24 protein-coding genes and 2 tRNA genes are annotated in these 24,822 nt (G+C 33.2%); 9 read left to right on the top strand and 17 right to left on the bottom strand.

The features are described 5' to 3' along the window. Positions 1-228: 228 nt before the first annotated feature. The 8 genes from X926_RS03915 to X926_RS03950 all read left to right on the top strand — a co-directional run bounded on the left by X926_RS03915 (position 229) and on the right by X926_RS03950 (position 9,444). Positions 229-999, top strand: a complete 771-nt coding sequence (locus tag X926_RS03915) for a DUF4912 domain-containing protein (protein ID WP_103065087.1) — start codon at positions 229-231, stop codon at positions 997-999. A gap of 4 nt (positions 1,000-1,003) precedes the next feature. Next, the gene (locus X926_RS03920; RefSeq protein WP_103065108.1) at positions 1,004-2,620 is read left to right on the top strand and encodes a glycoside hydrolase family 57 protein; all 1,617 of its coding nucleotides are present in this window, start codon (positions 1,004-1,006) and stop codon (positions 2,618-2,620) included. A gap of 38 nt (positions 2,621-2,658) precedes the next feature. Further along, complete coding sequence (locus X926_RS03925) at positions 2,659-3,234, top strand: 2-oxoacid:acceptor oxidoreductase family protein (protein WP_103065088.1); 576 nt, start codon at positions 2,659-2,661, stop codon at positions 3,232-3,234. Then, positions 3,227-3,529, top strand: coding sequence for a 4Fe-4S binding protein (locus tag X926_RS03930; protein WP_103065089.1), 303 nt, complete (start codon positions 3,227-3,229; stop codon positions 3,527-3,529). The genes X926_RS03925 and X926_RS03930 overlap by 8 nt, the downstream gene beginning before the upstream one ends. A 26-nt stretch (positions 3,530-3,555) precedes the next feature. Next, positions 3,556-4,725: a pyruvate ferredoxin oxidoreductase gene (gene porA / locus X926_RS03935; protein WP_103065090.1), complete on the top strand. Its 1,170-nt coding sequence runs from the start codon at positions 3,556-3,558 to the stop codon at positions 4,723-4,725. A gap of 13 nt (positions 4,726-4,738) precedes the next feature. Beyond that, positions 4,739-5,719: a thiamine pyrophosphate-dependent enzyme gene (locus tag X926_RS03940; protein ID WP_369973675.1), complete on the top strand. Its 981-nt coding sequence runs from the start codon at positions 4,739-4,741 to the stop codon at positions 5,717-5,719. A 438-nt stretch (positions 5,720-6,157) separates the two neighbouring features. Then, the gene (iscB, locus tag X926_RS03945) at positions 6,158-7,420 is read left to right on the top strand and encodes an RNA-guided endonuclease IscB (protein WP_103065092.1); all 1,263 of its coding nucleotides are present in this window, start codon (positions 6,158-6,160) and stop codon (positions 7,418-7,420) included. Between the two features lie 20 nt (positions 7,421-7,440). Beyond that, positions 7,441-9,444 carry a peptidylprolyl isomerase gene (locus tag X926_RS03950; RefSeq protein WP_158245190.1) on the top strand — a complete coding sequence of 668 codons (2,004 nt, stop codon included), beginning with the start codon at positions 7,441-7,443 and terminating at the stop codon, positions 9,442-9,444. Positions 9,445-9,481: 37 nt separating this feature from the next. Here X926_RS03950 and X926_RS03955 read toward each other — a convergent pair. Further along, a tRNA-Gln gene (locus X926_RS03955) sits at positions 9,482-9,556 on the bottom strand. 59 nt (positions 9,557-9,615) lie between these two features. After that, positions 9,616-10,917: an NAD(P)/FAD-dependent oxidoreductase gene (locus X926_RS03960; RefSeq protein WP_103065094.1), complete on the bottom strand. Its 1,302-nt coding sequence runs from the start codon at positions 10,915-10,917 to the stop codon at positions 9,616-9,618. A gap of 91 nt (positions 10,918-11,008) precedes the next feature. On the opposite strand from X926_RS03960, the gene X926_RS03965 reads away from it, so the two are divergent. Beyond that, a tRNA-Leu gene (locus X926_RS03965) sits at positions 11,009-11,098 on the top strand. A 69-nt stretch (positions 11,099-11,167) separates the two neighbouring features. Here the strand turns inward: X926_RS03965 and X926_RS03970 are convergent. From X926_RS03970 to rpsO, 15 genes are all read right to left on the bottom strand, one after another. Beyond that, on the bottom strand, positions 11,168-12,469 hold the full coding sequence (locus X926_RS03970; protein WP_103065095.1) for a hypothetical protein: 1,302 nt from the start codon (positions 12,467-12,469) through the stop codon (positions 11,168-11,170). A 104-nt stretch (positions 12,470-12,573) separates the two neighbouring features. Continuing rightward, entirely contained in the window at positions 12,574-14,004 is a 1,431-nt protein-coding gene (locus X926_RS03975) for a complex I subunit 5 family protein (RefSeq protein WP_103065096.1), read from the bottom strand. A 27-nt stretch (positions 14,005-14,031) separates the two neighbouring features. Then, entirely contained in the window at positions 14,032-14,367 is a 336-nt protein-coding gene (locus X926_RS03980) for a cation:proton antiporter subunit C (protein WP_103065097.1), read from the bottom strand. Beyond that, positions 14,364-15,053 (bottom strand): MnhB domain-containing protein, encoded by a 690-nt coding sequence (locus X926_RS03985; protein ID WP_012208416.1) that lies wholly within the window; start codon positions 15,051-15,053, stop codon positions 14,364-14,366. The genes X926_RS03980 and X926_RS03985 overlap by 4 nt, the downstream gene beginning before the upstream one ends. Further along, complete coding sequence (locus X926_RS03990) at positions 15,050-15,826, bottom strand: DUF4040 domain-containing protein (RefSeq protein ID WP_103065098.1); 777 nt, start codon at positions 15,824-15,826, stop codon at positions 15,050-15,052. Before X926_RS03990 ends, X926_RS03985 begins: the two co-directional genes overlap by 4 nt. Continuing rightward, positions 15,823-16,107, bottom strand: coding sequence for a monovalent cation/H(+) antiporter subunit G (locus X926_RS03995; RefSeq protein ID WP_103065099.1), 285 nt, complete (start codon positions 16,105-16,107; stop codon positions 15,823-15,825). The genes X926_RS03990 and X926_RS03995 overlap by 4 nt, the downstream gene beginning before the upstream one ends. Then, positions 16,104-16,319: a monovalent cation/H+ antiporter complex subunit F gene (locus tag X926_RS10400; RefSeq protein ID WP_158584887.1), complete on the bottom strand. Its 216-nt coding sequence runs from the start codon at positions 16,317-16,319 to the stop codon at positions 16,104-16,106. Before X926_RS10400 ends, X926_RS03995 begins: the two co-directional genes overlap by 4 nt. Before the next feature lie 38 nt (positions 16,320-16,357). Then, positions 16,358-16,780, bottom strand: coding sequence for a Na+/H+ antiporter subunit E (locus X926_RS04005; RefSeq protein WP_103065101.1), 423 nt, complete (start codon positions 16,778-16,780; stop codon positions 16,358-16,360). 15 nt (positions 16,781-16,795) lie between these two features. Then, positions 16,796-17,803, bottom strand: coding sequence for a bifunctional oligoribonuclease/PAP phosphatase NrnA (locus X926_RS04010; protein WP_103065102.1), 1,008 nt, complete (start codon positions 17,801-17,803; stop codon positions 16,796-16,798). A 32-nt stretch (positions 17,804-17,835) separates the two neighbouring features. Beyond that, the gene (locus X926_RS04015; RefSeq protein WP_012208411.1) at positions 17,836-18,648 is read right to left on the bottom strand and encodes a purine-nucleoside phosphorylase; all 813 of its coding nucleotides are present in this window, start codon (positions 18,646-18,648) and stop codon (positions 17,836-17,838) included. A 51-nt stretch (positions 18,649-18,699) separates the two neighbouring features. Next, positions 18,700-19,371 carry a metal-dependent transcriptional regulator gene (locus X926_RS04020; protein ID WP_012208410.1) on the bottom strand — a complete coding sequence of 224 codons (672 nt, stop codon included), beginning with the start codon at positions 19,369-19,371 and terminating at the stop codon, positions 18,700-18,702. Between the two features lie 3 nt (positions 19,372-19,374). Beyond that, positions 19,375-20,415: an HD-GYP domain-containing protein gene (locus X926_RS04025; RefSeq protein WP_012208409.1), complete on the bottom strand. Its 1,041-nt coding sequence runs from the start codon at positions 20,413-20,415 to the stop codon at positions 19,375-19,377. 23 nt (positions 20,416-20,438) lie between these two features. Next, entirely contained in the window at positions 20,439-21,668 is a 1,230-nt protein-coding gene (locus X926_RS04030; protein WP_158245191.1) for a pitrilysin family protein, read from the bottom strand. A gap of 402 nt (positions 21,669-22,070) precedes the next feature. After that, positions 22,071-24,158 (bottom strand): polyribonucleotide nucleotidyltransferase, encoded by a 2,088-nt coding sequence (locus tag X926_RS04035; protein WP_103065104.1) that lies wholly within the window; start codon positions 24,156-24,158, stop codon positions 22,071-22,073. 60 nt (positions 24,159-24,218) lie between these two features. Further along, positions 24,219-24,494 carry a 30S ribosomal protein S15 gene (gene rpsO, locus X926_RS04040; RefSeq protein ID WP_012208406.1) on the bottom strand — a complete coding sequence of 92 codons (276 nt, stop codon included), beginning with the start codon at positions 24,492-24,494 and terminating at the stop codon, positions 24,219-24,221. Between the last annotated feature and the right edge of the window lie 328 nt (positions 24,495-24,822).

Consider the following 24,822-nt stretch of genomic DNA (forward strand, 5'->3'; position numbering starts at 1 on the left):
TTTCAAAATATATAATATCACAAGGAATCTATTTTGTCAATATTTAGTTTTTTTTTATTTCTCCTAAAAATCCATTCTCAACTATTCAATTTTTTTATGATAAAATTATATCAAACGGTTAAACATTAAAATTACATTTATTAAACACTTTAAAAATAAAAAACATGAATCTAAAAAGGGAATAGGGTGTTCTTAAAGGTTGCAGCAATTTAAGGTTGGAGGTGCTTTATGAAAGTAAAGGAATTGGATAAAAAATTGTTAGATACTTTTAGGGCAGATGAACCTACAATACAGGAATTGAGAAATATCGCAAAGAATTTAGGTGTTAAATTAAAACGAAATATGAATAAAAAAGAGATTTTAAAAGCAGTTAGAAAAGAGATTAAAAGGTTAGAAGACTCTTTAAATCAACAAGTTGAAGAAGTTTCAGATTATAAAAAATTACCAAAAAATCCACAAAAGCCCCCAAAATCAAATGAATCAAAAGAACTTCCTCAAAAGTATGGAAAAGATAAATTCAAATTGATGCCCGTAAATCCGCACTGGGTATATGTTTACTGGAACTTTTCTGAAAAAAGCCGAAAAAAACTAAAAAAATTATCAAAAAATTCTAATATTGCTATAAGGATCATAAAAAAATCAAAAGAGGATCAAGAAGCAGAAAAAAAAGTTATTGAAACAGATTTAAAATTAGACCAAAACGGCAATACTTATTTCCACCTCCCAAAAGATAATTCTACTTATATTGCTTTCCTTGGAGTAGAAGATAAAAAGGGTGAGTTTACTCCTTTGATAGAATCAAATGAAATTACAACACCTTCTTCTTCCGTGAAAAGTTCAGATAAAGAAGAATGGTTTTTGATAAAAGAGGGGAAAATTGTTAAAGAAGATAAAAAAGAAGAACCGGCGCTTTGGAATATTGAAAAACATTCTGGAAGTAGTGAAACAATGTTTATAAACAAAAGAGAATTCAACGATACCAATTTTGGCAGCCATTGAAGTTATGAAGAGTAAAAAGGGAAAAATTTTGCTCTTATTACATGCTCATTTGCCTTATATTCACCATCCCGACTTTGAATATTTTATGGAAGAAAGATGGCTTTTCGAGGCCATAACTGAGACATATATTCCTTTAATAAAAATTTTTAAATTTTTAGAAAAAGATAACATCCCTTTTAAACTTACAATAAGCCTCTCTCCAACGTTGATGGCGATGTTTAACTTAAAAGATTTAAGAGAAAAATATCACAAATATTTATTAAAATTGATAGAATTAACCGAAAAAGAGATAATTAGGACAAAAGATGAAGATCCTAGGACGCACCAACTAGCCCAACATTATAGGCGAGAGCTAATAGAAGATATAAATATTTTTTCTGAAGAATATAATCAAGATATATTAAAAGCTTTCAAGGAATTTAAAGATAAAGGTTACATTGAAGTGATAACATCTAATGGCACTCATGGATATCTACCTTTTTATCGGGAATATCCGGAGGCTATTAGGGCTCAAATAAAATCTGCCGTGTTAACTTTCAAAAAATATTTTGGTAAGCATCCTAAAGGGATGTGGTTGGCAGAATGTGCTTATTTTAAAGGGCTTGACAAATATTTATCAGACGAAGATATACGATACTTTTTCGTTAATACACACGGTTTTACTTATGCAGACAATAAGCCGAGGTATGGTGTATATAGACCTATCATCACCCCAAATAAAGTTTTTGTTTTTGCCAGAGATCCTGAATCAAGTGAGCAGATATGGAGTTCTGAAGTTGGTTATCCTGGCGATCCAAGATATCGAGAATTTTACAGAGATATTGGTTTTGATAGAGAAGAAGATTACATTAAGCCATACATAGATCCAAGTGGAACAAGGTGTAATACAGGAATAAAATATCATCGTATCACCGATAAATTATTATCCTTGGACAAAAAAGAAATATACGATCTTAGAGAAGCCAGAAACGCTGTAAAAGAGCATGTCAGAGATTTTTTATGTAAGAAAACTTCGCAAATCAAGAAATTATCGGCAATTTTAGATGAAGAAGAACCAATAATTGTAGCTCCCTTTGATGCTGAACTATTTGGCCATTGGTGGTATGAAGGTCCGAAATTTTTGGAAGAGCTTTTTAGGCAATCTTTTGAAAATAAAGAGTTAGAATTTTCTGTACCTTCTGAGATTTTACAAACAGTTAAAAAAGTTCAAATAACTTATCCCGGCGAAACTTCGTGGGGTGCCGGAGGATACCACGATGTTTGGCTTAATGGAAAAAACGATTGGATTTATAAACATATTCACGAGATAACTGAAAGAATGATAGAAAAAGCAAATGTTTTTAAGGATCCTACAAATTTACAGAAAAGGATTTTAAATCAGATGATGAGAGAGGTTCTTCTTGTACAAGCTAGTGATTGGCCTTTTATTATGACTACCGGTACCACAATAGAATATGCAAAAAATCGGGTTAAGTGCCATATTAACAGATTTTTGGATCTGGAGAAAATGTTAGAAAAACAAGAAATTAACGATAAAAGGCTCTCATTTTATGAATGGATAGATAATATTTTTAGAAATATTGATTACACAATATTTTCGAGTGACTATAGAACAAACTAATTTATTTAAAATCATTACATGAAGGGAGGATAAGAACCTTGCCAGAAAAATACTTTGAGATAAGATGGCATGCAAGAGCAGGACAAGGAGCAAAAAGTGCTTCTCAATTTTTAGCGGAAGCTGCAGAAGAATCAGGAAAATTTTCGAGTTCATTTCCAGAATATGGAGCGGAAAGATCCGGTGCTCCAATGAAAGCTTTTAACAGGGTTGCGGATGTGCCTATAAGAATTAAAAGTAACATAGAGACCCCCGATGTGGTAGTTGTCATAGACGACACACTTTTAAAAAACCCTGAAGTAACATCTGGGTTGGCTGAGGACAAATTGTTGTTGGTCAACACAACTAGAAGCATAGAAGAGGTCAGAAATTTAACGGGGTATAAAGGAAGAATCGGTGTAATACCTGCGACGAACATAGCATTGGAAGAAATAAAAAGAGGTATACCTAACACCGTTATGATAGGAGCTTTGATAAGAGCTACCGATATAGTACCTTTAGATGCTGTTAAAGAAAAAATCAAGGCTGCTTTCTCCAAAAAGTTCTCCGATGAAGTGGTAAAAGCCAATATTAGAGCACTAGAGAGAGGTTACCAGGAGGTGAAACTCAGTGAGTGAGCTGAAAGGATGGAAAGATATCCCTATTGGTGGTGTAATTGATAAACCTGCCACCGCAAGGGAGTACAAAACCGGTGAATGGAGGATTCAAAGACCAATAATAGATAGAGAAAAATGTACTAACTGTATGCAATGTTGGCTTTATTGTCCAGATATGGCCATAGGTGGTGGGCTTGATGGTAAAAAGATGAAATTGGGAGAAGTGAATCTGGACTATTGTAAAGGCTGCGGTGTTTGTGCCGCTGTATGCCCAGTTAACGCAATAGAAATGAAACCTGAATCAGAATTTATTTAAAAACAATGTGAAGGAGGTTAAAATATATGCCCGTAAAACTAACGGTTACTGGAGCTGCTGCTGTTGCACATGCTATGAGGCAGATCAATCCTGATGTGGTAGCAGCTTACCCAATAACACCTCAAACACCGATTGTTGAATATTATGCAGGATTTGTATCAGATGGTATCGTAGATACTGTAATGGTTCCTGTAGAATCCGAACACTCAGCAATGAGTGCAGTAGTAGGTTCGGCGGCATCTGGTGCTAGAACTATGACAGCCACTGCTGCAAATGGGTTAGCATTAATGGCAGAAATAGTATATATAGCAGCTTCTTATAGACTTCCAATAGTAATGCCTATTGTAAATAGGGCATTATCCGGACCCATTAATATACACTGTGATCATTCTGATGCCATGATGGTAAGAGATTCTGGATGGATCCAATTCTTTACTGAAAACCATCAAGAAGCCTATGATTTTACAATAATGGCTACCAAATTGGCGGAAAAAGAGAATGTATTGTTACCTGTGATGGTGAATTTAGATGGTTTCATTACTTCTCATGGAGTGGAAAGCTTCGAGATGCTAGATGACGAAGTTGTAAAAGAGTTTGTAGGAAGCTGGAATCCTAAATACTCTCTTTTAAACACAAAAAATCCTGTTACTTATGGTCCGTTGGATCTTTTTGATTATTACTTCGAGCATCATCGTCAACAAGAGGAAGCTATGAAAAATGCTTACAAAGAGCTTCCTGGAGTTTTTGAGGAATTTGAAAAGATATCTGGAAGAAGATACGATTTTCTCGATTTGTACAAAGTAGATGATGCTGATTATATAATGATCGTTATGAATTCTACTGCATCTACAGCAAAATATGTTGTAGATCAACTTAGAGAAGAAGGACAGAAAGTTGGATTGGTGAAACCTCAAGTCTTTACTCCTTTTCCTAAGAAAGAGTTTCAGCAAGTTTTAAATGGAAGAAAGGGTGTAGTTGTTTTAGATAGAGCAATGTCGTTTGGGAAAGAAGCCCCCTTGTATTCCTTAGTAAAATCTTCTTTGTATGAGGTTGCTTCTCGACCCTCTTTGGGTTCTTATGTTTATGGTTTAGGAGGAAGAGACACAACCCCTGAAATGATAAGAGAAGCATTTGAAGATGCTCTTCAAGGTAATCTTATAGCTGATGAACAAAGATACTTGGGTTTAAGAGAATAATCGGAGGTGAATAATTGTGCCTAATATTAGAGATATAGTAGGATACGTTGAAACACATGATTGGGGTTTTACACAAGGCCATAGACTGTGTCCGGGTTGTAATGCTCCGATGGTTGCAAATTGGGCTACTTTGGCTGCAAAAAGTATGGGTTATGAACCGGTAGTGGCAGCTGCCACAGGTTGTTTGGAAGTTTCTTCCACAATATATCCATTTACTTCTTGGAATGTACCTTATATACACAACGCCTTTGAAAATGTTGCTGCAACAATATCCGGTGCAGAGTCTGCTTATAGATCTCTGTTAAATAGAGGAAAAATAAAAAACGATAAGATAAAATTTATCGCATTTGCTGGTGATGGTGGCACTTACGATATAGGCTTACAAGCATTATCTGGAGCTATAGAAAGAGGTCACGATTTCGTTTACATCTTGTATGACAACGAAGGATACATGAACACAGGTAACCAAAGATCTGGATCTACCCCTCCAGGTGCCGATTCAACCACTGCTCCAGTTGGTAAATCTATATCAGGGAAGTTACAGTTGAAAAAGAGTATAGTTGATATAGTAGCCGGTCATGAAGGTGTTTATGCTGCAACGGCTGCAACGGCTGAACCTTGGGATTTCATGAGAAAAATGCAAACAGCATTAGAGTTCAAAGGGCCTTCTTTCATTGCTATGCTGGCACCATGTGTAAGATTTTGGAGAATTCCTGACGATTCAGGTCCAGAAGTAACAAAGTTAGCTATTGAAACTAAGTATTGGCCATTATGGGAATACAATATGGGTGTTTACAAAGTTACCAAGAAGCCTAAAACATTCAAACCAATAAAAGATTACGTAACAAAATTAGGTAGATACAGCAAACTTATGAAAAGGCCAGATGCTAACGAAATACTGGAAGAACTACAAAATTATGTTGATGCTAAATGGGATAGATTGTTGGCTTTGGAGGAAATTTCTAAAGATAAACCTATTAGAACAAAAATATAGAGACTTTAAAGGGGATATTAATTTATCCCCTTTTTTAAATAATAAAAGATTAAACATTGAGCAAATCCAAAAAATGTGGTAAAATTAGAATCAAAGTCATTTCATTTTTAAAGATAGTAAAATTTCAAGAGTTTAGGAGGCATTAGTGGGTCAACTACCCACCGTCTAAAGACGGGGGCTTGTGATGAACAAGCCTTAGTTGACTACCCTCAGCCAGGATCAAACAGGCTCACGTCCTTAGAGGAAACGGGCTTTCGCCTCTTAAGGAAGGTTATCGGGCTACGTTATATAGGTCATAACACCTTCGGATGTTTCTCCTAGTCCGTCGCTCTGTTGTTTAGCTTTAAACAATCCTGAGGGGTAGGGATAGTGAGCTAAACGTAAAAAGCCTATATAACATTGGGGAAGGAGAATAACTCCATTAAGGAGATGCACTTTATGTTAGTGTACGTTTTAAACAAACATGGGAAACCTCTTATGCCTTGTAAACCTTCAAAGGCAAGAAAATTACTTAAAGAGGGGAAAGCCAAGGTTGTTAAAAAAGAACCTTTTACCATTCAGCTCCTCTATGGTAGTAGCGGTTATAAACAACCTATTACTTTAGGAGTAGATGCGGGAAGTAAAACTGTAGGCTTGTCTGCTACTACTGAAAATAAGGAACTTTTTGCAGCAGAGGTTGAACTAAGGGACGATATACCTAAACTTATATCTCAGAAAGGACAGTATCGTAGAGATAGACGTTTCAGAAAAACAAGGTATAGGAAACTACGCTTTTTAAATCGTGTCCACAGTAAGAACAAAGGATGGCTTGCACCGTCGGTAGAACATAAAATAAAATCGCACATTAAACTGATTGATCTAGTTCACAGTTTGCTTCCTGTTACAAAAATTGTAGTAGAAGTTGCAAGTTTCGATATACAAAAGATTAAGAATCCTAATATTGAAGGCAAACAATACCAACAAAGGGAACAATTAGATTTTTGGAATGTAAGGCAATATGTTCTATGGAGAGATAACTACACCTGTCAACACTGCAAAGGCAAAACCAAAGATAAACGACTCAATGTTCACCACATCGAAAGTAGACAAATAGGTGGAAACGCACCGAGTAATTTAATTACATTGTGTGAAACATGCCATAAGGATTACCACGATGGAAAGATTAAACTGAATTTTAAAAGGGGACAAAAGTTTAAAGATGCTACATTTATGGGTATTATGAGATGGACTTTATACAATAGATTGAAAGATTTGTATTCTAACATTCATTTAACTTATGGATATATCACTAAAAATACAAGGATACAGAACAACCTACCTAAAACACATAGAATAGACGCTCTATGTATTAGTGGTCATCCTCAAGCAAAACAATTAGAGTATTATTATCACATTAAAGAAGTTAGACGACACAATAGACAAATACACAAAGCTAACATTCTAAAGGGAGGAATAAGAAAACTTAACCAAGCACCTTATCTAGTACATGGTTTTAGATTGTTTGATAAAATAAGATACAACGGTATTGAATGTTTCATATTTGGAAGACGTTCAACTGGATATTTTGATATAAGAAAAGTTGATGGCACTGTAATTCATAGAAGTGCGAAAAGCAAAGATCTAATCTTAGTAAGCAAAACTAAAACTCTATTATGGGAAAGGAGGGAAAATTCTGCATTCCTCTCACCATTAAAATGGTGAGTCTCCTGCAGATATTTTTCATGAATAATTGGTTTAAAAAACACGAAAGGCTGATCACTATAATAGTTATAGCAGGTTTTTTAGCAGGTATAGTTTGGTGGTCTGTGGCAACTTATGTATCATCTCGGACCCCTGTGACTACTTCACAAAATGGAAACACCCTGAGGAAAGAAGACTCTGTTTTAGTTATCACTAAAGAAGGCATAGAATTGGATTATCCTTATTGGATTATGAAGAGTGAAGTAGATAACATAACTCAGCAGCAAGCCCAGATCTATCAACAGTATTACGGTCAACAGTTGGATCCTGTTTTTGATTATTTATCACTTGATAATCAGGTGGTAGATCTACTCTTTGACGAAAAAATTGTACGATATTACGCGGAACAAAGCGATCTTTTACCCTCCAATGAGGAAGTGAATAATCAGATAAATACACAAGTTGATCAATATATAACTCAATACAAATCAGATGAAACAAATTGGAATAATATGCTTCAGTACTACGGTAGTGAACAAAATATACGAAACATATTAATTTCGGGTTTACAACAAACAGTGGAAACAGATTTAATAAATAATGCGGTTAAAGACGCAGTCGCTTCAGTTTCTAGGGAAGATGCTCTAGCTTATATCGAACAAAACTTTGAAAGTATAAAGAATGATTATGAAGAAGTTAGAGTACAGCATATACTACTTTCAGATGAAGCAACCGCCAATAGCATCAAGGAAATGATTGCAACAGGTGAGATAACTTTTGAAGATGCTGCTTCCTTGTATTCATTGGATACTTCTAATGCTACTAATTCTGGAGAAATTGGATGGATAAAACATGGGAATTATGAACAAAGTTTTGAAGATGCAGTTTTTAATGGACAAGTTGGCGAAATTATTGGGCCTGTACAAACTTCTGAAGGCTTCCATTTGATAAGAGTGCTTGATAAGAAAATATTTGAAAAGCCTGAAGATATATTTTTGTACGATGATGTATATGCTGAAGTAGAAAGTACAGTTCAAGGTCAAAAGTATGATAATTGGTTGTCTAATTACAAAGAAAGTGAGAACTTTGGAAGGAATTATTACGATGCAAAATTGATGTATATGTACGAATTAACGAAGGCGGGTACAGATGTAGAAAGATTAGAGGAATTAGCGAAAGAACTAGAAGGTATTGTGTTCGAGGGTACTGAAATTTCAATGGAAGTTGATTCTGATTATTTGGCTGTATATACGATGGTTGTAACCCAATTATTGGGTTTATACAGTGATAGAAATACTTCTATAAATCAATATCTTAGCTTATCTGAATTTGTTGATCCAGATATTGTTTCGCTGGGTTTGGATGCCATAAATATTAGGCTCGAAGAATTGAACGCTCAATCATATACGGACGAAAGTACCTCATTATTAGCCGAGATATCGAAATATCAGGATGCTCAAAGTTATCTGAGTTCCAAAGAAACCCTTGAGAATTTTGGAGTAAATACTACAGAAGATGCAAGTGTTGTTAGATCAGAATTACAAACTAAATCACAAGATTACACTGAAAAGTTAAAAAAGGTTTTAGCAGATCTATATGCACAGTACCCTTCTTCTAACTCAGTAGTTCAACTTTATTATCAGTTGAACCCCCAAGATCCAAAAGTAAAGGTTAGCTATTCGAAGTTACAGTTGGATCAGTTGAAACAATATTCCTATTATTTAGGATCTCAATATTTATTTACTCTATTTCAACAACAAATCACTGAGATTTTGGTAAATGTTCAAACAGTTGTTGATTCTACGCAAGCAGCAACCGATACTAAATTAGAAGCATTAGATGTTGGACTAGATTTAACTGATTTGTTAGGGCTAAAGGAAATTAAATTGTCTTATTTGGAAACAATAAAAGAGATCGATCCAAACTATTATACTAATATTGATAGTATGATAGAAAGTTTGCAAAGAGAAATACAAGAAGCAAATAATACTTCTGATACTTCTACAGACACATCTCAAATTGCAACTCAGTCGAATATTCAATAATCGGAATGAAGAAAGGGAGGTATAACCTCCCTTTTTTTGGCTGGGACGGTAGGATTCGAACCTACGAATAACGGAGTCAAAGTCCGTCGCCTTGCCGCTTGGCTACGTCCCATTCATTAAGTCTACAAAAATCATTATAACATATCAATATTATTTTGTCAATACAACCGTTTAAAACTCCTTTGCGATTAGGTATCCATGACTTGTAGCATAGGTTATCGACCGAGTCCATCCGCTACAGTCTCCAATTATTTTTACATTTCCAAAGAAATCGTTGTTTATCTTATTTGCATAAAATTTAACTTCTGCTCCATATAAGAGATTATCTGGGTAAGTAACGCCTTTTACAACTGTTTCTAATCGTTCCAAAAAATCGATTATTGATTCTATAGTACGTCTGGGAAGAGCCAGATTCAAATCTCCCAAAATGAAGTGTTTGGGATCTAACGTAGGTTCAACTCGCCCTAATTTTTTTGTCCTTTTTGAAGCTTTAAAATCTTCATAGCATTGAAGTATAACCTTGTCTCCGCCAGCAAGGATATTGGAAAGCTTTGCGATATAAGAACCGTAACCTACAGGGTCGTTGAAAGGCTGAGTGAACGAATGAGTAACCAAGATTGCAAAATTAGTGTTGGCAGTCTTTTTAGTAGTATTTGCATGACCATTAACCGTTAAAAAGTCGTCGTAACTTTCCAAAGTAACCTCTCCACCAGGATTGTTGCAAAAAGTTCTCACAATATACCCTGTTTTGGTTTTTAATCTAATTTTGAATTCGTACATCTCTTTGTTTAAGTCGTCCACTATATGATTAGGAAGTTCAAATCTGACACCAAGATCAACCTTGTCATTTGATAAGACTAAATCCGGATGATCTTTGACCATATCCGATACTAATTTATGACCTCTTCTCCCAACGGCAACAACAACCTTGTCATAGGTTTTTTCACTTCCACTACTTGTTACTACGGCAACCTCTGGGCCAGGAATAACTTTGATAACTTCCTCACCAAATATAAAATTTATGTTATTGAATTTTGAAAATTCTTCGAAAATGTTTTTTACGGTTTCTATTAGTAGTTCTGTACCCAGATGAAAAAAGTGAGATCTTACGGGTTCAAAATCCGCATCGTAGAACTTTTTATATAGCTCTTCGTTTTCAAAAGAATCGCCTTTTTCTAATTTATTGGAAAGCTCTAATTTTTTATCCTCATCCAGCTTTGCTAATCCAGATTTTGTGAGATAATATTCTACTACTTTCTTTTGAATATTCAACGGGATAACTAAATCTCCCCCCATTTCTTTTGAAATAAATAATTTTCCATCGTATTTCAAACCACCGAATCCTGCACCTTCTAAATTCTCACCTTTTTCATAAATATCTATCTTGTAGTTATCAATCTTTTGCTCTTCTTGTAGCCCTTTTAAGAAACCTATAGAAGCTGCGCCGAAACCTATGATAGCTATCTTTTTCATAAAACTCCCTCCCATTAAATCATTTGCTATCCTACAAAGGTTCAATTTCTATTGACAAGAGTTTATAAATATAGTATAATAACTTAGAATTGCCGAGGTGGCGGAATTGGCAGACGCGGCGGACTCAAAATCCGTTGGGGTGGAGAACCCCGTGCGGGTTCAACTCCCGCCCTCGGCACCAATAAAGGGCATGCGTAAGCATGCCCTTTAATCTTTTATTGAAGTCTTACCTAACTTTAATCGATATTTCTTATTGCACAATAAAATCAATTTTTAATTTATTTTCTTCTATTGAACTCACATTTAGTAATAAACCATACTGGCCTTTCAAATTTGGCACATAATTCTGAAAAATAGGAGTTAAATCTACAAAGGCGTAAGTAACATCCCCTGTTCCAATTCGTTCACTTAATTTTTGGAACAATTCATTCTCTGAAAGCTTTGGTTTATCATTAAGAAGTTTTTGAAGCTCATCGGATTTCATTTGTGAGACCATCAAGTATTCGTCTTTCCAAACATAAAAAGTATTAGTTAAAATTTCTGTTTGATTATTTTGATTTGTAATTTCAGATTCTATATAAAATTCCATCATGTTTTCACTAGTTTTTTTGTATTTTATGTTATTTTCATTCAAAATAGGTATAATTTCGTCTATTTTCGCGTCAGTTTTCAATTTTAAATAGCTCGCGTTAGAAATTGTCGGCATTGCATCGTTACTCGTAGTTAAATCAACGTTAGCTTCCACTCCTTGTGAAAGGGATATTAAATTTTCTACAATTTTGTAATCTACTATTATATTTATGAAATCCGCAAAATTTGTTAAATCTTTTGGGATTAAACCAGAGGTAAAAAATATACTACCCAGGAAGGGATATTCTTGAGCCCCTTTTACAAAGTTTTTATCGATGAATTCTGTTTCTGCAGTTCCATTGCCTCCACCTATTAAGAAGCCATCTTTAACGTAAAAATAGCCGTCTCCTTGATAGTCAGAGGTGTTTATTCTGTAATATAATCCTTTTTTTGTTGGAAGGATTTCTTCAAAATCGGTAACTCCTTTTTCAGAAGAAGAATATACATCTTTATTTTGAACCATTACAAGGTAATTTTGATTTCCGACACTTTGATAGATAGGAGTAAACGGAATCCCGTAATCTTTCAAAGGTTCTAATAGTTTATCTAAATCTGTAGCAAAAGTTTGGGGGTTTTCTAAAGGACCAACGGAGAAGCCAAAAATATAATTATTTTCTTTAGGTTCTTGAACAAAAATCGAGAGATCAACGCTGAGATTATTTAGAAAACTTTCGTAATCTATCTTTAAAGCATTAAAATACATTTGAGCAAGGTTAGAAAGCATTAGTTCGGCGTTAAAAGGTTCTAACAATAAAGTTTTCATAGTTGGCACAGTTTTTAAATCCGTATATGTGCCTTCTAAATCATTTATTAAGACTACCCCTTTGGAATCTGAAGGGACTAATTTTAAAACGTCTTGTGGAAAGATTGTGATACTAAAAACGAAGATTAGTAATAAAAAAGAAAATAAGAATTTTTTCATAATTCGTATAGTGCGATGCTACGCACATTACCTCCTTCTATTTGTTTTTTGATATTGTCTTTATTATTTTACCATAAATTTCCAAAATATTTGAAAACTTTTGTCTAAATTTCCATTAGCAAAGCAAACAATAAAAATGATATTTGATATATAAAACTGTTTTCAAAACTGTATATGTCTATTGAAGGCAAGGATACCTTTTTTCTTAAAAATAAGAATGATAGAATACCTGCAGCAAACAGTAAATATTCAGTCAAAATTTTTAAGATAGGTAAGTCAAAAGGGGTAATCTTGAAATAATAAGTTATATATACAACATTTAAAATTACGAAAATGAACATATACCAGTATTGGTATTCAAATTTTTTCTTATTTACATTAAAAGTGTTTAATAATTTATAAAAGTACATCCCGAAGATGAAAATGTTTACCTCGAGAAAATAGGGTAAAGATAAATTGTCTTTGAGGATATAAAGGCTAAAGGGGAACAATCCTCCCAGGTTCATGAGCAAGAACAAAAGTAAAAAAAATGTATCTAAGGATATTTGTGACCCTTGTAGCTCTTTTAGATTTTTTGTGCCGTTTTTTTCGTATATATCTTCGGCTATCATGAATAAGAATCCTTTGGTGAACAAGTGAAAAACTATAAAATGTGGGAAAAGAGAAGGTTGGAGTAGAATAACCATCAGCCCATAACTCATCTGAGTCATTGTGGAATAAGCCATAAATTTTTTGATATCGTTTTGTAGCAGTGTAAAGATGGAGGCACAAATAGCAGTTATACCTGCAAAATAGTATAGAAAATTTTTAAGTTCAATGGGCAAAGAGGGTGTGAGTAAAAAAATTATAAATAAAGGAAGTTTAACGATCATACCTGACAATATAGGAGAGATTCCTTTTACAGCCTCTGTATGGGCATCGGGTAACCAACCAGAAAGGAAAAATAGTCCACCTTTAGTTAACAACCCTGTAAGAATAAAACTGAATGCAAAGGTATTAATCCCATTTGAAAGGTTGTAATTGAGGTTCAAAGTTCCTGAGTTTGAATAAAGAATCCCTACCCCTATCAAATAGAAATTTAAGGATACTAAGCTCATCATCATGTACTTCAAAGCTGCCCATATTCTTATTTCATTCTTATCGTATGATAATAAAAGAAAGGTTAATATAGAAGCAAGCTCTAAATGAACGTATATGTTGAAAAAATCTCTACTCATAAAGAAACCATTTATACTTCCTGTCAATAGAAGCCAAAGTGTGAAAAATATATGATCATAATTTTTGTAGATTCTAAAAAAGGTTATTAAAGAGAAAAGATTGAATAAAATTAGTAAGAATTTAATAGTAAAGTTAAAGGTGAATTCGATACCTTTAAGTGCGGAATAATTCCCTACTACAAATGAGCCTTCTTGCAAAATAGTAAGAAACAAGAAAGTGAGTATATATGAGATTGTTACCAATAGAGATGTTTTCTTTTTAAAAAAATAGGTCAGTATGCCAAAAGATATGGGTATTAAGGATACAAGTAGAATCATGCTTTGCTCCTATTTTTATGAGATTTTTTAGTGTTTCTTGACTTTCTTTTCAATTTCATCAACTTCAAGGGTCTTGAATTTGGAAGATAAAATCATTGCAAAAACTAACATCAGAGCCAAATTTGCAAATCCAATTACTATAACGGTAAGTAGAAAAGAATGTATGAGGGGGTCAGCGTAACCTTGTAAATGTGTGGTGATAATAGGTGAATTTTCATCGTAAGCCAAAAGAACAAAGAAGAGAACAATTCCTTCTTGGAAAACTCCAAGGTTAATAAATATTAAGATAAGATCTTTTTTTACAATAATTCCAAATAAACCAATAAGTATTACTGATAAGGTGAGGATATAGAAAATATTCATAATAACCCCTTATGTTTTAAAAATCTATACAGAATAGTCCATGATCCACCAAAAACTTCGAAATAAATTAAAAAGTTTAGTAAAATGGCGGATCCTCCGCTAGCAAGTTCCCCGGGATATCCGTTTAGATGGAAATTAGAGAAAATAGAATCTCCCCAAGTATATCCTAATAAACCATATATAATTATGAATAAAGGAACCAACATTTTTAACTTCTCGATTTTAGATTTTATAAACAAGTTTTCTATTTCATCTGTTGGTCTTACCAAGGAAACAGCTAGAAAACCTGTTCCTAAAATAGTCCCTGCAGCAAATCCGCCACCAGGGGCTATATGTCCGGTTATCGCAATATAAAGAGAGATTAAAACTATTATTTGAAAAATTATTGGTGTTATAACCTTTATGATCGGTGTATCGTATATTATCTGCTGGTCATCGGAAGCAACCGTTGGAATTTTCCCTATAAATTCAGAAATGCCAATGATTACCACCGTAAAAACTAATATTTCAAAAAAGGTGTCATATATCCTGTAATCAAGAACAATAGCAGAAACCATATTAGTTGATCCGTTTTCGGCAAGGATTTCAGAAGGTTCATAGGAACTTTTCATATCTCCAACTTTTAAATTTAATGCAAGAACTAAGAAAATAATGATTGTCAAGGTTAAAACAAGGTATTTTTTCATCCTATATACTTCCTAACAAGGTTTTCATAGTATGCGGTGTCACTTTTTATTTCTTCCAAAAATTTGTCGAAGTCCCTTGCTAAAGATTTATCTCTTCTATAAAAGAGTATCTTGTAACTAGTATCTTTAATAATTTCTATCTTTTTGGATAGTAACGTTTCTTCTTCCATAACCATTTTTCTGAATCTTACGGCGTCAATTATGAAATCATCATCCAAATTTTCAAAGTTGTTTGAGTTTAAGTTTGAAATAAAAATTCCTAAACAAGTTTTGTTAGGTTGGCCAACAGCGTATAATTTTGATAATAAGATACCTTTGGAAGGTATTATGTTTTCAAAATTATTATCTTCTAAAATTATTCCTCCAGCCAGAATTTCTCCGTGGTCATTTATGTTTTCCATAGGATCTTTAGCATCAACTTTTATGAAATCAGCATCCAAACCTTTTCTTTCTAAAAATTCCTTGATCAATTCGTATTCAAATCCGTATAAATTTCCTTCTTTTTCCTCTATCATATAAGGTGTTTCGATGTAATAGACCTTTACCTCAGCGGCCTTTTTTATGGCAATTAGATATATAAAAATAACAAAAGCAGCACCAATGGTTATTTCAACAAAAGCCACATCCCGCGCATTCAGAAGAAAAAATAGTACAGAAGTAGCTACAGAAAAAACTCCGTAGCCTATGATCACGTTAACATAGCTTTTTTGTGATAATATGTATAATGAAAGAACGATTAAACTTAAAAACAAAAAAATTATAGAATAACTCACTTGATTTTTCTGCCCACCTTTTCACCTGATTTTGCAGCGTGATAAGCGATTATTGAGGAGATTGCTGGATTTAAAACTAGAATGATGATAGATAACATGAGTAATCTTGCCATGTTTTCTGGATATTTGAGCATCAGTGAGATTATAACTGAGATTATTCCTACTGTGTCTGATATCCCGATAGCTTGAATTTTAGAATAGAAATCCTGCATAGTAAACAATCCTAAAGTTCCTGCAAATAGAAATATAATTCCTATTCCCATTAAAAGGTTGGCAATCATCTTTTATTACCACCTCTTTCAAGGTAAGCGGATACTATTAAAACACCCCAGATGTTAAGAATTAAAAATATAATTATAACATCTAAAAGAAACAATTGATCAGAGGCAAGGGAAAAAACTAACATCAGTATTACCGCTTTTGAAGAAAACGAAGAATAGGAAAGTACCTTTTCCCATTTTGATTTTGACAATATTAATTTAATCAAAATCATAAAAAGAGATATAAGGATGAAAATTTCTAATATATGTATCAGATTATATCGTCCTTCCAAATATCATCTACTCTATGAGCTTCTTCAGGGGTTGAAGAAACTTTATGAACTATTAGTTTATCATCCTCTTCAAATAAAACAAGTGTTTTAGGGGTTAGTGAGATTGAATTTGCTATTGCAGCTTTTTCAAAATCGGATTTTCCTTTAACGTCTATGTGAGATAAACCGGAGTACTTTTTTAAGAGAATCAAGGGCAAAAAAGCAAATGCATTTTTATACATTTTTAAAAGGCTTCCTAAACTGTACACCAATATTTGTATCGTCCCATAAGTGGTATTTTTAAAAAACAAGTTGGTTATTCTAATTGTACTTATAACAACAAAAAATCCTAATACTAGAGAAAGATCGGAAAAATCATTAATTAGAACGCTCCAAATTGTAAATAAAAAAATGTATGCCATATAAAAACACTACCCTTATTGAAAGGCTGGGTTAGGATTGTGATTTGGAATTGTTTTAGCAATGTAATCTACAATTTCTTCCATTGTTTGTTTTATATCGTTTGTTTCAATTGAAAATCCTGCTGCGCGCGGATGACCTCCCCCACCAAAATTGAGAGCAATCTTTGATACATCTGCCCATTTTTTGGATCTCAACGAAACATGATAAGAACCTTTTTCATATTCTTGAAATACGATGGCGATCTCCACGCCTCTGATGGATCGAAGGTTTTCCACAAATGAAGGGGAATCTTTTGGTAAAACGTTGTGTTTAGAGAACATATCCAAGGATAATAAAGAATAAGCAATTTTGCCATTTAAGGCTAGTTTAAGATTGGAAATGACGTCTTTATACAAGTAGATTTGTTCTAATGGTATGTTATCTAATATAGTATTTGAAATATCGCTAATATTTGCTCCTTTTTCAATCAATCCAGTAACATCTTTAAAAACTAAAACGTTGGCATTTTGATATTTAAAGAAGCCGGTATCGGTTGCTACTCCCAATAAATTCATTGTTGCTAGTTCTTTGTCGTATTCAACATTTAAAGAAGTCAAAATTCTGTAAACCATTTGAGCTGTTGAAGCCATCGAAGGGTCTACCCAATTTAAATTTCCAAAATATGTATTTGTTACGTGATGATCGATTAAAAGAACGTGAAAAGCATTTAAATATTTTTCAAATCTTCCTATTCTGTCCGGTGATGAGCAGTCTAAAATTACCATAATATCGTAATTTTTATAAATTATTTTTTCAACATCTTCAAATTTTTTGATCTTCGATTTAACCAAAGGAAATTGTAAAAGATATTCCGGAATTTCATCGTCGATCGCCGCCGTCACTTTTTTTCCTAATTTTTCTAATCCTAAAGTCATCGATACTAAACTACTTACATCATCTCCATCTGGGAGTATGTGGCCTACTATCAAAATATTATCATTTTTACTTATCTCTTCTACAATCTCTTTTAGATTTTCAGACAACTTTTGTCCTCCGTTCTTTTTGATGTTTTATATTAAAATAATTTAATAGCGTTGTATACGACCTTTTCAAACTTTCCCTTTATTTTTTCAGTTATTCTAAGAACATCTTCATGCTTTAGAGGTTGTGGGAGAATACCAGCAGCCATATTGGTAACTGCAGAAAATGAGATAACTTTTAAGCCTACATGATTCGCCGCCATCACTTCTGGTAAGGTTGACATTCCTACTAGGTCTGCTTCATATTTGTCGAACATTCTAATTTCAGAAGGGGTTTCATAGGATGGACCCAAAGTCCATAAATAAGTCCCCTCTTTGAGCTCTATATTATCTTTTTTACATTTCTCGATAACGCTTTTTACCCAATTTTTATCGACAGGCTCAACTAAAGAAGGGAATCTGGGGCCAAACTCATCTAAATTAGGGCCTCTTAAAGGATTTTTAAATGTAAAATTTATGAAATCGACGTCTACCACTATATCACCTGGAGAAAATGTTTTGTTAATTCCACCAGCTGCATTCGTTATTATCAGACCTTTAACTCCTAAATCCTTCATCACATAAATAGGAAAAACAATATCTTTTAGTTCAATTCCTTCATAAGCATGAAATCGTCCTTTTAATATCATGACAGGGATACCTTCTATAGTACCTATGACTAAAGACCCTTCATGTCCTACTACAGTTGATTGTGGAAAAAAAGGAATGTCCTTGTATTCAATCACCTTTGGATTTTCTACCTGGTCCGCTATGTATCCAAGGCCAGAGCCTAATATTAATCCTAAAATTGGTTTTATTTCTGTACTTTCTTTAATATATTGAGAAGCTTTTTCGATTTTAGTGGTCATATGTAAATATGTACCTCCTTAGGGCAAAAAATAAATTTAAAGAGTTAAACTTTAATTTAGATTTCCTATTATTATATGCTTTGATTCATGTGACGTAAGATTGATTACTTTTTCATTAACCAAAATTTCGATCATGTCATCGGTTTTTTTTATTACTTTTAGAGTTAAACCAGGATATATACCTTTGTCCATTATGTTTTTCCGTAATATAGAATCTCCTGAAATATCGTATATTTTTGCAGATTCTGATATATTCAAATCCCAGAGAGAAGTTTTGAAGTCATGAGGCATTTTTTTCTTATAATTTGAAATAAACTTCTTTGCTTCCGTTAATTCTATGGGGTTTCTTTTAAGGAATAACATTAATCCATCTAAAGAAATATAAAAATTATCATTCATGTGGTGCTCAATACCACAAGACAGGGTATATGCCTCTTCTTTTGAAAGTCCTAATACGTTGACAAAAAAATCTATAAGAATTATGTATCTTCTATAAACCTTTTCGGCATTAAGCAACCCTTTTTCCGTAAGTTTTACATAACCATACCGTTCATGTTTAACGTATCCATGCTTTTCTAGTTTTCTAATGGCTTCAACTGAAGAAGCATCTTTTACAGATAATATTCTTGAAATATCTCTTACTCTTGGTATTTTTCCGTCGATATGTAAAATATAAATCGCTCTCAAATAATTTTCCAAACTTTCTGAGATATTTTCAGCCAATATTTACTCTCCTTTTTTCAGTACTTCTCTGATAAACAAGCCAGTTTCCATTCCTGTTTCTATAGTTTTTCCATCACATTCGACTATTGGAAAAGATGAAGTTTTTCCCTTTTTGACTACGGTAGCCTTCTTGCCGTTGTTTAGAATTACCTGGGTTCCTGTTGGGTACAACCCAACTATTGAAAAGAAAACACTTACATAATACGGATCAAAAATTAATCCCGAATATCTTAAGAGAAAACTCATCGCCTCGTATGGGGAGTTCCCTATTTCTATGTAGGAGTCGTAAGCGTCTCCTATTTGTAATATTCTTACCAAAGGACTTATAGCGTTCTCTTTTAATCTCATAAAAATACCAGTTCCGTCGTATCGTTCGTGGTGGGTAGAAATAGCATCTACAATTTCTTTCCCTATATTTTTTTGAATATTTTTTAAGGTTTCATAAGCGGATACAATATGAGATCTGACCGTTACATCTTCTAGGTCTATATAATCAAATATCACTCTTTTTCCTATCAAGCTGTATCCAATGTCATGGAGTAGACACGTTTTTACAAGAGAGTCGAAGAATACATCTGGCATATTCAATTTTGAAGCGATTATTGAGGCGATGATCGATGTATTTATAGAATGAGAATTTAAAGCTTCGCTTCCTATGGCATGAAATAAATTTAATACGACGTCTTCAGTTTTTAAAAATTTCTTATAAATATCTTCTGCAAGAGAATCTAATTCTGAAGGATCATCTTTTAAATACGTAATATCTTTTACAAATTCAAAATGTTGATGCCATTCATTATATGTTTCCTCTTCTACAATAGGGGGAATATTTTCGAATTCTATGGAAATATTTTCTTCGATCTTTTTTTCAATAAAATCATTTTCATCATAAACATTTACGGTCTTTATACCGTGGCTTCTTAACCTGTTAATGTCAGTTGATTTTAAGACAGTTCCTTTTGGAATTAACAAAAGAGATTCTTTAAAAACATCTTCTGCGACTATTTGACCGGGTTTTAATTCATAAAAAGGGATTTTTTTCATAAAAAACACCCACCTTCAGGATTTTATTGATTGTTCGGTGAAAGTATCGAAACATATTTATTGTTAGAAAAAATACTGCTTGCTGTTTCAATAACGTTATAAAGTTCAACCTTTTCTATATTTTTTATAAATTCTTCTATCGTCATGATTTTACCATAATTTACATACAAATTTAAAATATTTAAAGCCATGGATAAATTGTTTTCTACCTCTAACGTTAATTTACCGATTAATCTATTTTTCCCGTAATTGAACCATTTTTCGATTTCTTTATTATTCTTGAGATCATCTACAACTTCCTCTATTTTTCCGAGTAGATTTTCTAGGTTTTTATCAGTTGTTGCTGCATAAAATAATAACAATCCAGCTTTCGGATAAGTTTCATAATCTGATGTGACTTCGTAAGCTAAACCTTCTTCTTCTCTAATTTTTGAAAATAGCAGGGAACTCATTCCACTTCCCAGAAAGGTATTGAGTACTAGTGTAGAGTAATAGTATTCATCTAATTTAGAAGGTGCTTTAAATCCTTGAACTAAATAATTGCTAGCTAAATCATTTTTGTATTTTTTGATGAAGATTTCTTTGTCAACTATCGAAGGACTGGTGATGTTATTTTTAAAATAGTTCAAATTTTCAATGCTCTTTATTCTGTTGAGTTGTTTCAATACCGAATCCTCATCGAACTTTCCTGATATTATGACCACAGTGTTTTCCGGTTGATAGTATTTGTTGTGGAACTCTTCTATTGTTGATTTTTTTATATTCATAACTGTATCTTTGTATCCCATTATAGGTCTTGAAAAATTGTCATCATATACATTAGTGTATAAGTTTTCAAATACTATGTTTATGGGGTCATCTTCATATGAAGAGATTTCTTCTAATATTATACCTTTTTCTTTTTCTATATCTTCTTCCTTAAATAAAGGTTCATAAAGAATCTCAGACATGATTTCTAATGTTTCATTCACTTTTAGAGAAGGTATCTTTGCAAAAAAAACTGTGAAATTCTTTGAAGTGAAGGCATTTAAGACACCACCTACTTCTTCTATTGGTTGTTTAATTTCGAAGGTGTTTTTTCTTTTAGTTGCTCGAAAAGAAACGTGTTCAATGAGATGAGATAATCCTGCATTTTCTTTTGCCTCTTTTGAGGAACCTGCTTTCACACAAAAAAGTACAGAAGCACTCATCATAGAATCCCTGTTGATAAGAATTACATCTAAACCATTGTCTAATATTTCATGAGTATACAAAATTAGTTTTCCCTCCATGTGCTAAAGAGTTTAAAATCATTTTTCTTAAATATTTTGTTTGAAAAAACAGCAAATTTACGATATTTAATTATACCATAACATTATCAATTATATCTAACATATAATACAAACAATTGGATGGATAATTTTCCTAAGTAAGAACTTCGAAATTGGCTGTAAAATTTTTCTCTGATTGTGGTTTATAAAGCAAGTATTGAAATCGTAAGATATTTTAGGAATAAAATAAGGGAAGGGACGAGGCAAAAACGCAAGAACTTTTTAATCCTTAGGGGTATGGGGCGGAGAAAGGGTTGCTTTATATAAATTTTAGAACTTCTAAAAACAATATCTATTACTAATATTAATAAAAACATGCGGTTAAAAAGCCGCACGTTTGATTTTTTAATTTTCTTCTTTTAATTGTTTTAATTGGAATTTTCCTTGGTCTTCAACCTTCATTACTTCGACTTTAACCTTATCACCAATTTTAAAGGATTCAAGTTTGTCTTTCAAATTGGATACATGTAACATTCCAACCTTACCGGGTAACACTTCTACAAATATACCGTATTTTTCGACTCTTTTCACTGTACCTTCAAAAATTCCACCTTTTTCTACTTGTGCGATTAAATTTTGAATGTGATTAATAGCTTCATCAACCTTGTTTGCATTATGGCCAGTTATCTTGACTTTTCCATCATCTTCTATATAAACTTCAACATTGTATAATTCGCTGATCTCTTTAATATTTTTCCCACCGGGTCCGATTACTTCTCCTATTTTTGAGACGGGTATTTTAAATACTTTCATTATTGGAACGTATGGAGACAATTCTTTGCGTGGTTGAGGGATAGTTTCATACATCTTATCTAAAATTTTCAACCGTGCTATTTTTGCTTTTTCTAAAGCCTTTTGAAGAACTTCTTTATTAACCTGACTGGTTTTAACATCCATTTGAAAAGCAGTTATTCCATCTCTTGTTCCTGCTACTTTAAAATCCATGTCTCCTAGGTGGTCCTCCATTCCTAAAATATCTGTTAAAACTACGAAATTATCGTTTTCAAAGATCAAACCCATGGCAATACCCGCAACATGTTTTTGGATTGGTACACCTGCATCCATTAAAGCCAAGGAGGCAGAACATACGCTAGCCATAGATGAGGAACCATTTGATTCTAAAATATCAGAAACGACTCTAATAGTATAAGGGAACTCTTCATCGCTTGGGATAAGGTTTTTATGTGCTCTTTCTGCTAAATGCCCATGGCCAATTTCTCTTCTGCTGACTCCTCTGAGCCTTTTTACTTCACCGGTTGAGAAAGGAGGAAAATTATAATGGAGCATGAATCTCTTTTCTTCGTCGCTGAATATAGTATCAAGAACTTGAACATCCAAAGGAGCACCTAAAGTAACAGTTCCTAGAGATTGAGTTTCCCCTCTGGTAAAAAGTGCAGAACCGTGCACTCTAGGTATCAGCCCTACTTCACAGGTGATATCTCTAATTTCATCACAAGTTCTTCCATCAACTCTTTTGTTCTCGTTAATAATCATTTTTCTCATCGAATCTTGAAGTTTTTCTTCAAAAGCATTTTCTAAGAAACGTTTTTTATCTTCAAAAAAAGCCACACTCCATTTTTCCAAGAAGATTTCTTCAAATTTTTTCATTACGTTCTTTTTATACTCTGATATAACTTTATCCCTGTTTTTTTTACCTTTTGTGAGTAGTACCTTTTTTAACTCTTCTTCGTCTATGAGAGATAGGTAATCTTCAATAAACTCCTCTGGAACTATTTCTTTTTGAACTTCCCATTTTTCAATGTTTAATTCTGAAAGAAACTCTTCTTCAATTGCTATAATTTCTTTTATCTTTTCCTGTGCGAACATCAGAGCCTCTACCATTTCTTCTTCAGAAACTTCCAGTGATTCACCTTCTACCATTGTAACTGCATCTTTGGTTCCTGCAACGACCATGTCAATTTTAGAATTCTTTAGTTGTTCTTGGGTTGGGAAGGCAATGAATTGTCCATCCACGTATCCTATCCTTACTCCCGCAACAATACCATTAAATGGTATAGGTGAAAGATTCAGGGCTAACGAAGCACCTGTTATACCCCATGTTTCTATACTATCGCCATTCAACATTGAAAATACCGTAGTTATTACTTGGACCTCATTGAAAAAATTCTCTGGAAACAAAGGTCTAATAGGTCTATCGATAAGCCTTGCAGCTAATATGGCTTCATCGCTTGGTTTCCCTTCCCTTTTTATAAAACCTCCTGGAATTTTACCAACTGCATAGAATTTTTCTTGAAATTCTACGGTTAATGGAAAGAAGTCCTGACCTTTTACTGTTTCTTCCGAAGCGTCTGCTGTAACTAGTATAGTTGACTCGTTAAAAGTCAGCATCACAGAACCAAGAGACTGTTTGGCAACTTTACCATGTTCAATACGTAATTTTCTGCCAAAAAGTTCTTTTTCCAATACTTTCATTCTCACACCTCCTATAAAAACAAAACGGAGCTTATGCCCCGCTTTTTAAAAAATTTGTTATCAACCTCTTATACCTAATTTATTGATGATTTCTTGATAAACTAAGGGTTTACTTTTTCTCAAATATTTGAGCATCTTTCGTCTTTTTCCTACCATCATCATCAATCCACGTCTACTATGGTAATCCTTTGGGTGTTGTTTCAAATGTTCCGTTAAATGTTTGATTCTAGCAGAAAGAAGAGCTACTTGCACTTCTACAGAACCAGTATCTTTGTCGTTGATTTTAAATTCTTCGATAAGCTCTTCTTTCTTCTCGGGGTCCAATCCTCTAGACATCTTTTCTATAACCTCCTGCAGAATATTCCTTTAACCAAGAAAAGGGGTTACACCCTAAACTGAGTTAAAGGTACTAAACATATTATACAATTATATCTTCATTTTGTCAAATTTACGCATTAGATAATATTACATGTCCGTGAAAAAGATTGGTTAGATCATAATTCGATGTCTTTGAAATGATATCATATCCTTGACTCTTTTGGAAGGAGGCAAGGAAAAAATGGAGGCATTCGATATGGAACTAACCAAAAGGTTGATAGAAAAATATTTGAAATCAAGTAAAAAAGAGAAGTCAGAGATTATTTCAAAGTATTGTGAGTTAACA

This window comes from Petrotoga sp. HWHPT.55.6.3 (assembly GCF_002895495.1).
Taxonomy (GTDB): Bacteria; Thermotogota; Thermotogae; order Petrotogales; family Petrotogaceae; genus Petrotoga; species Petrotoga mobilis.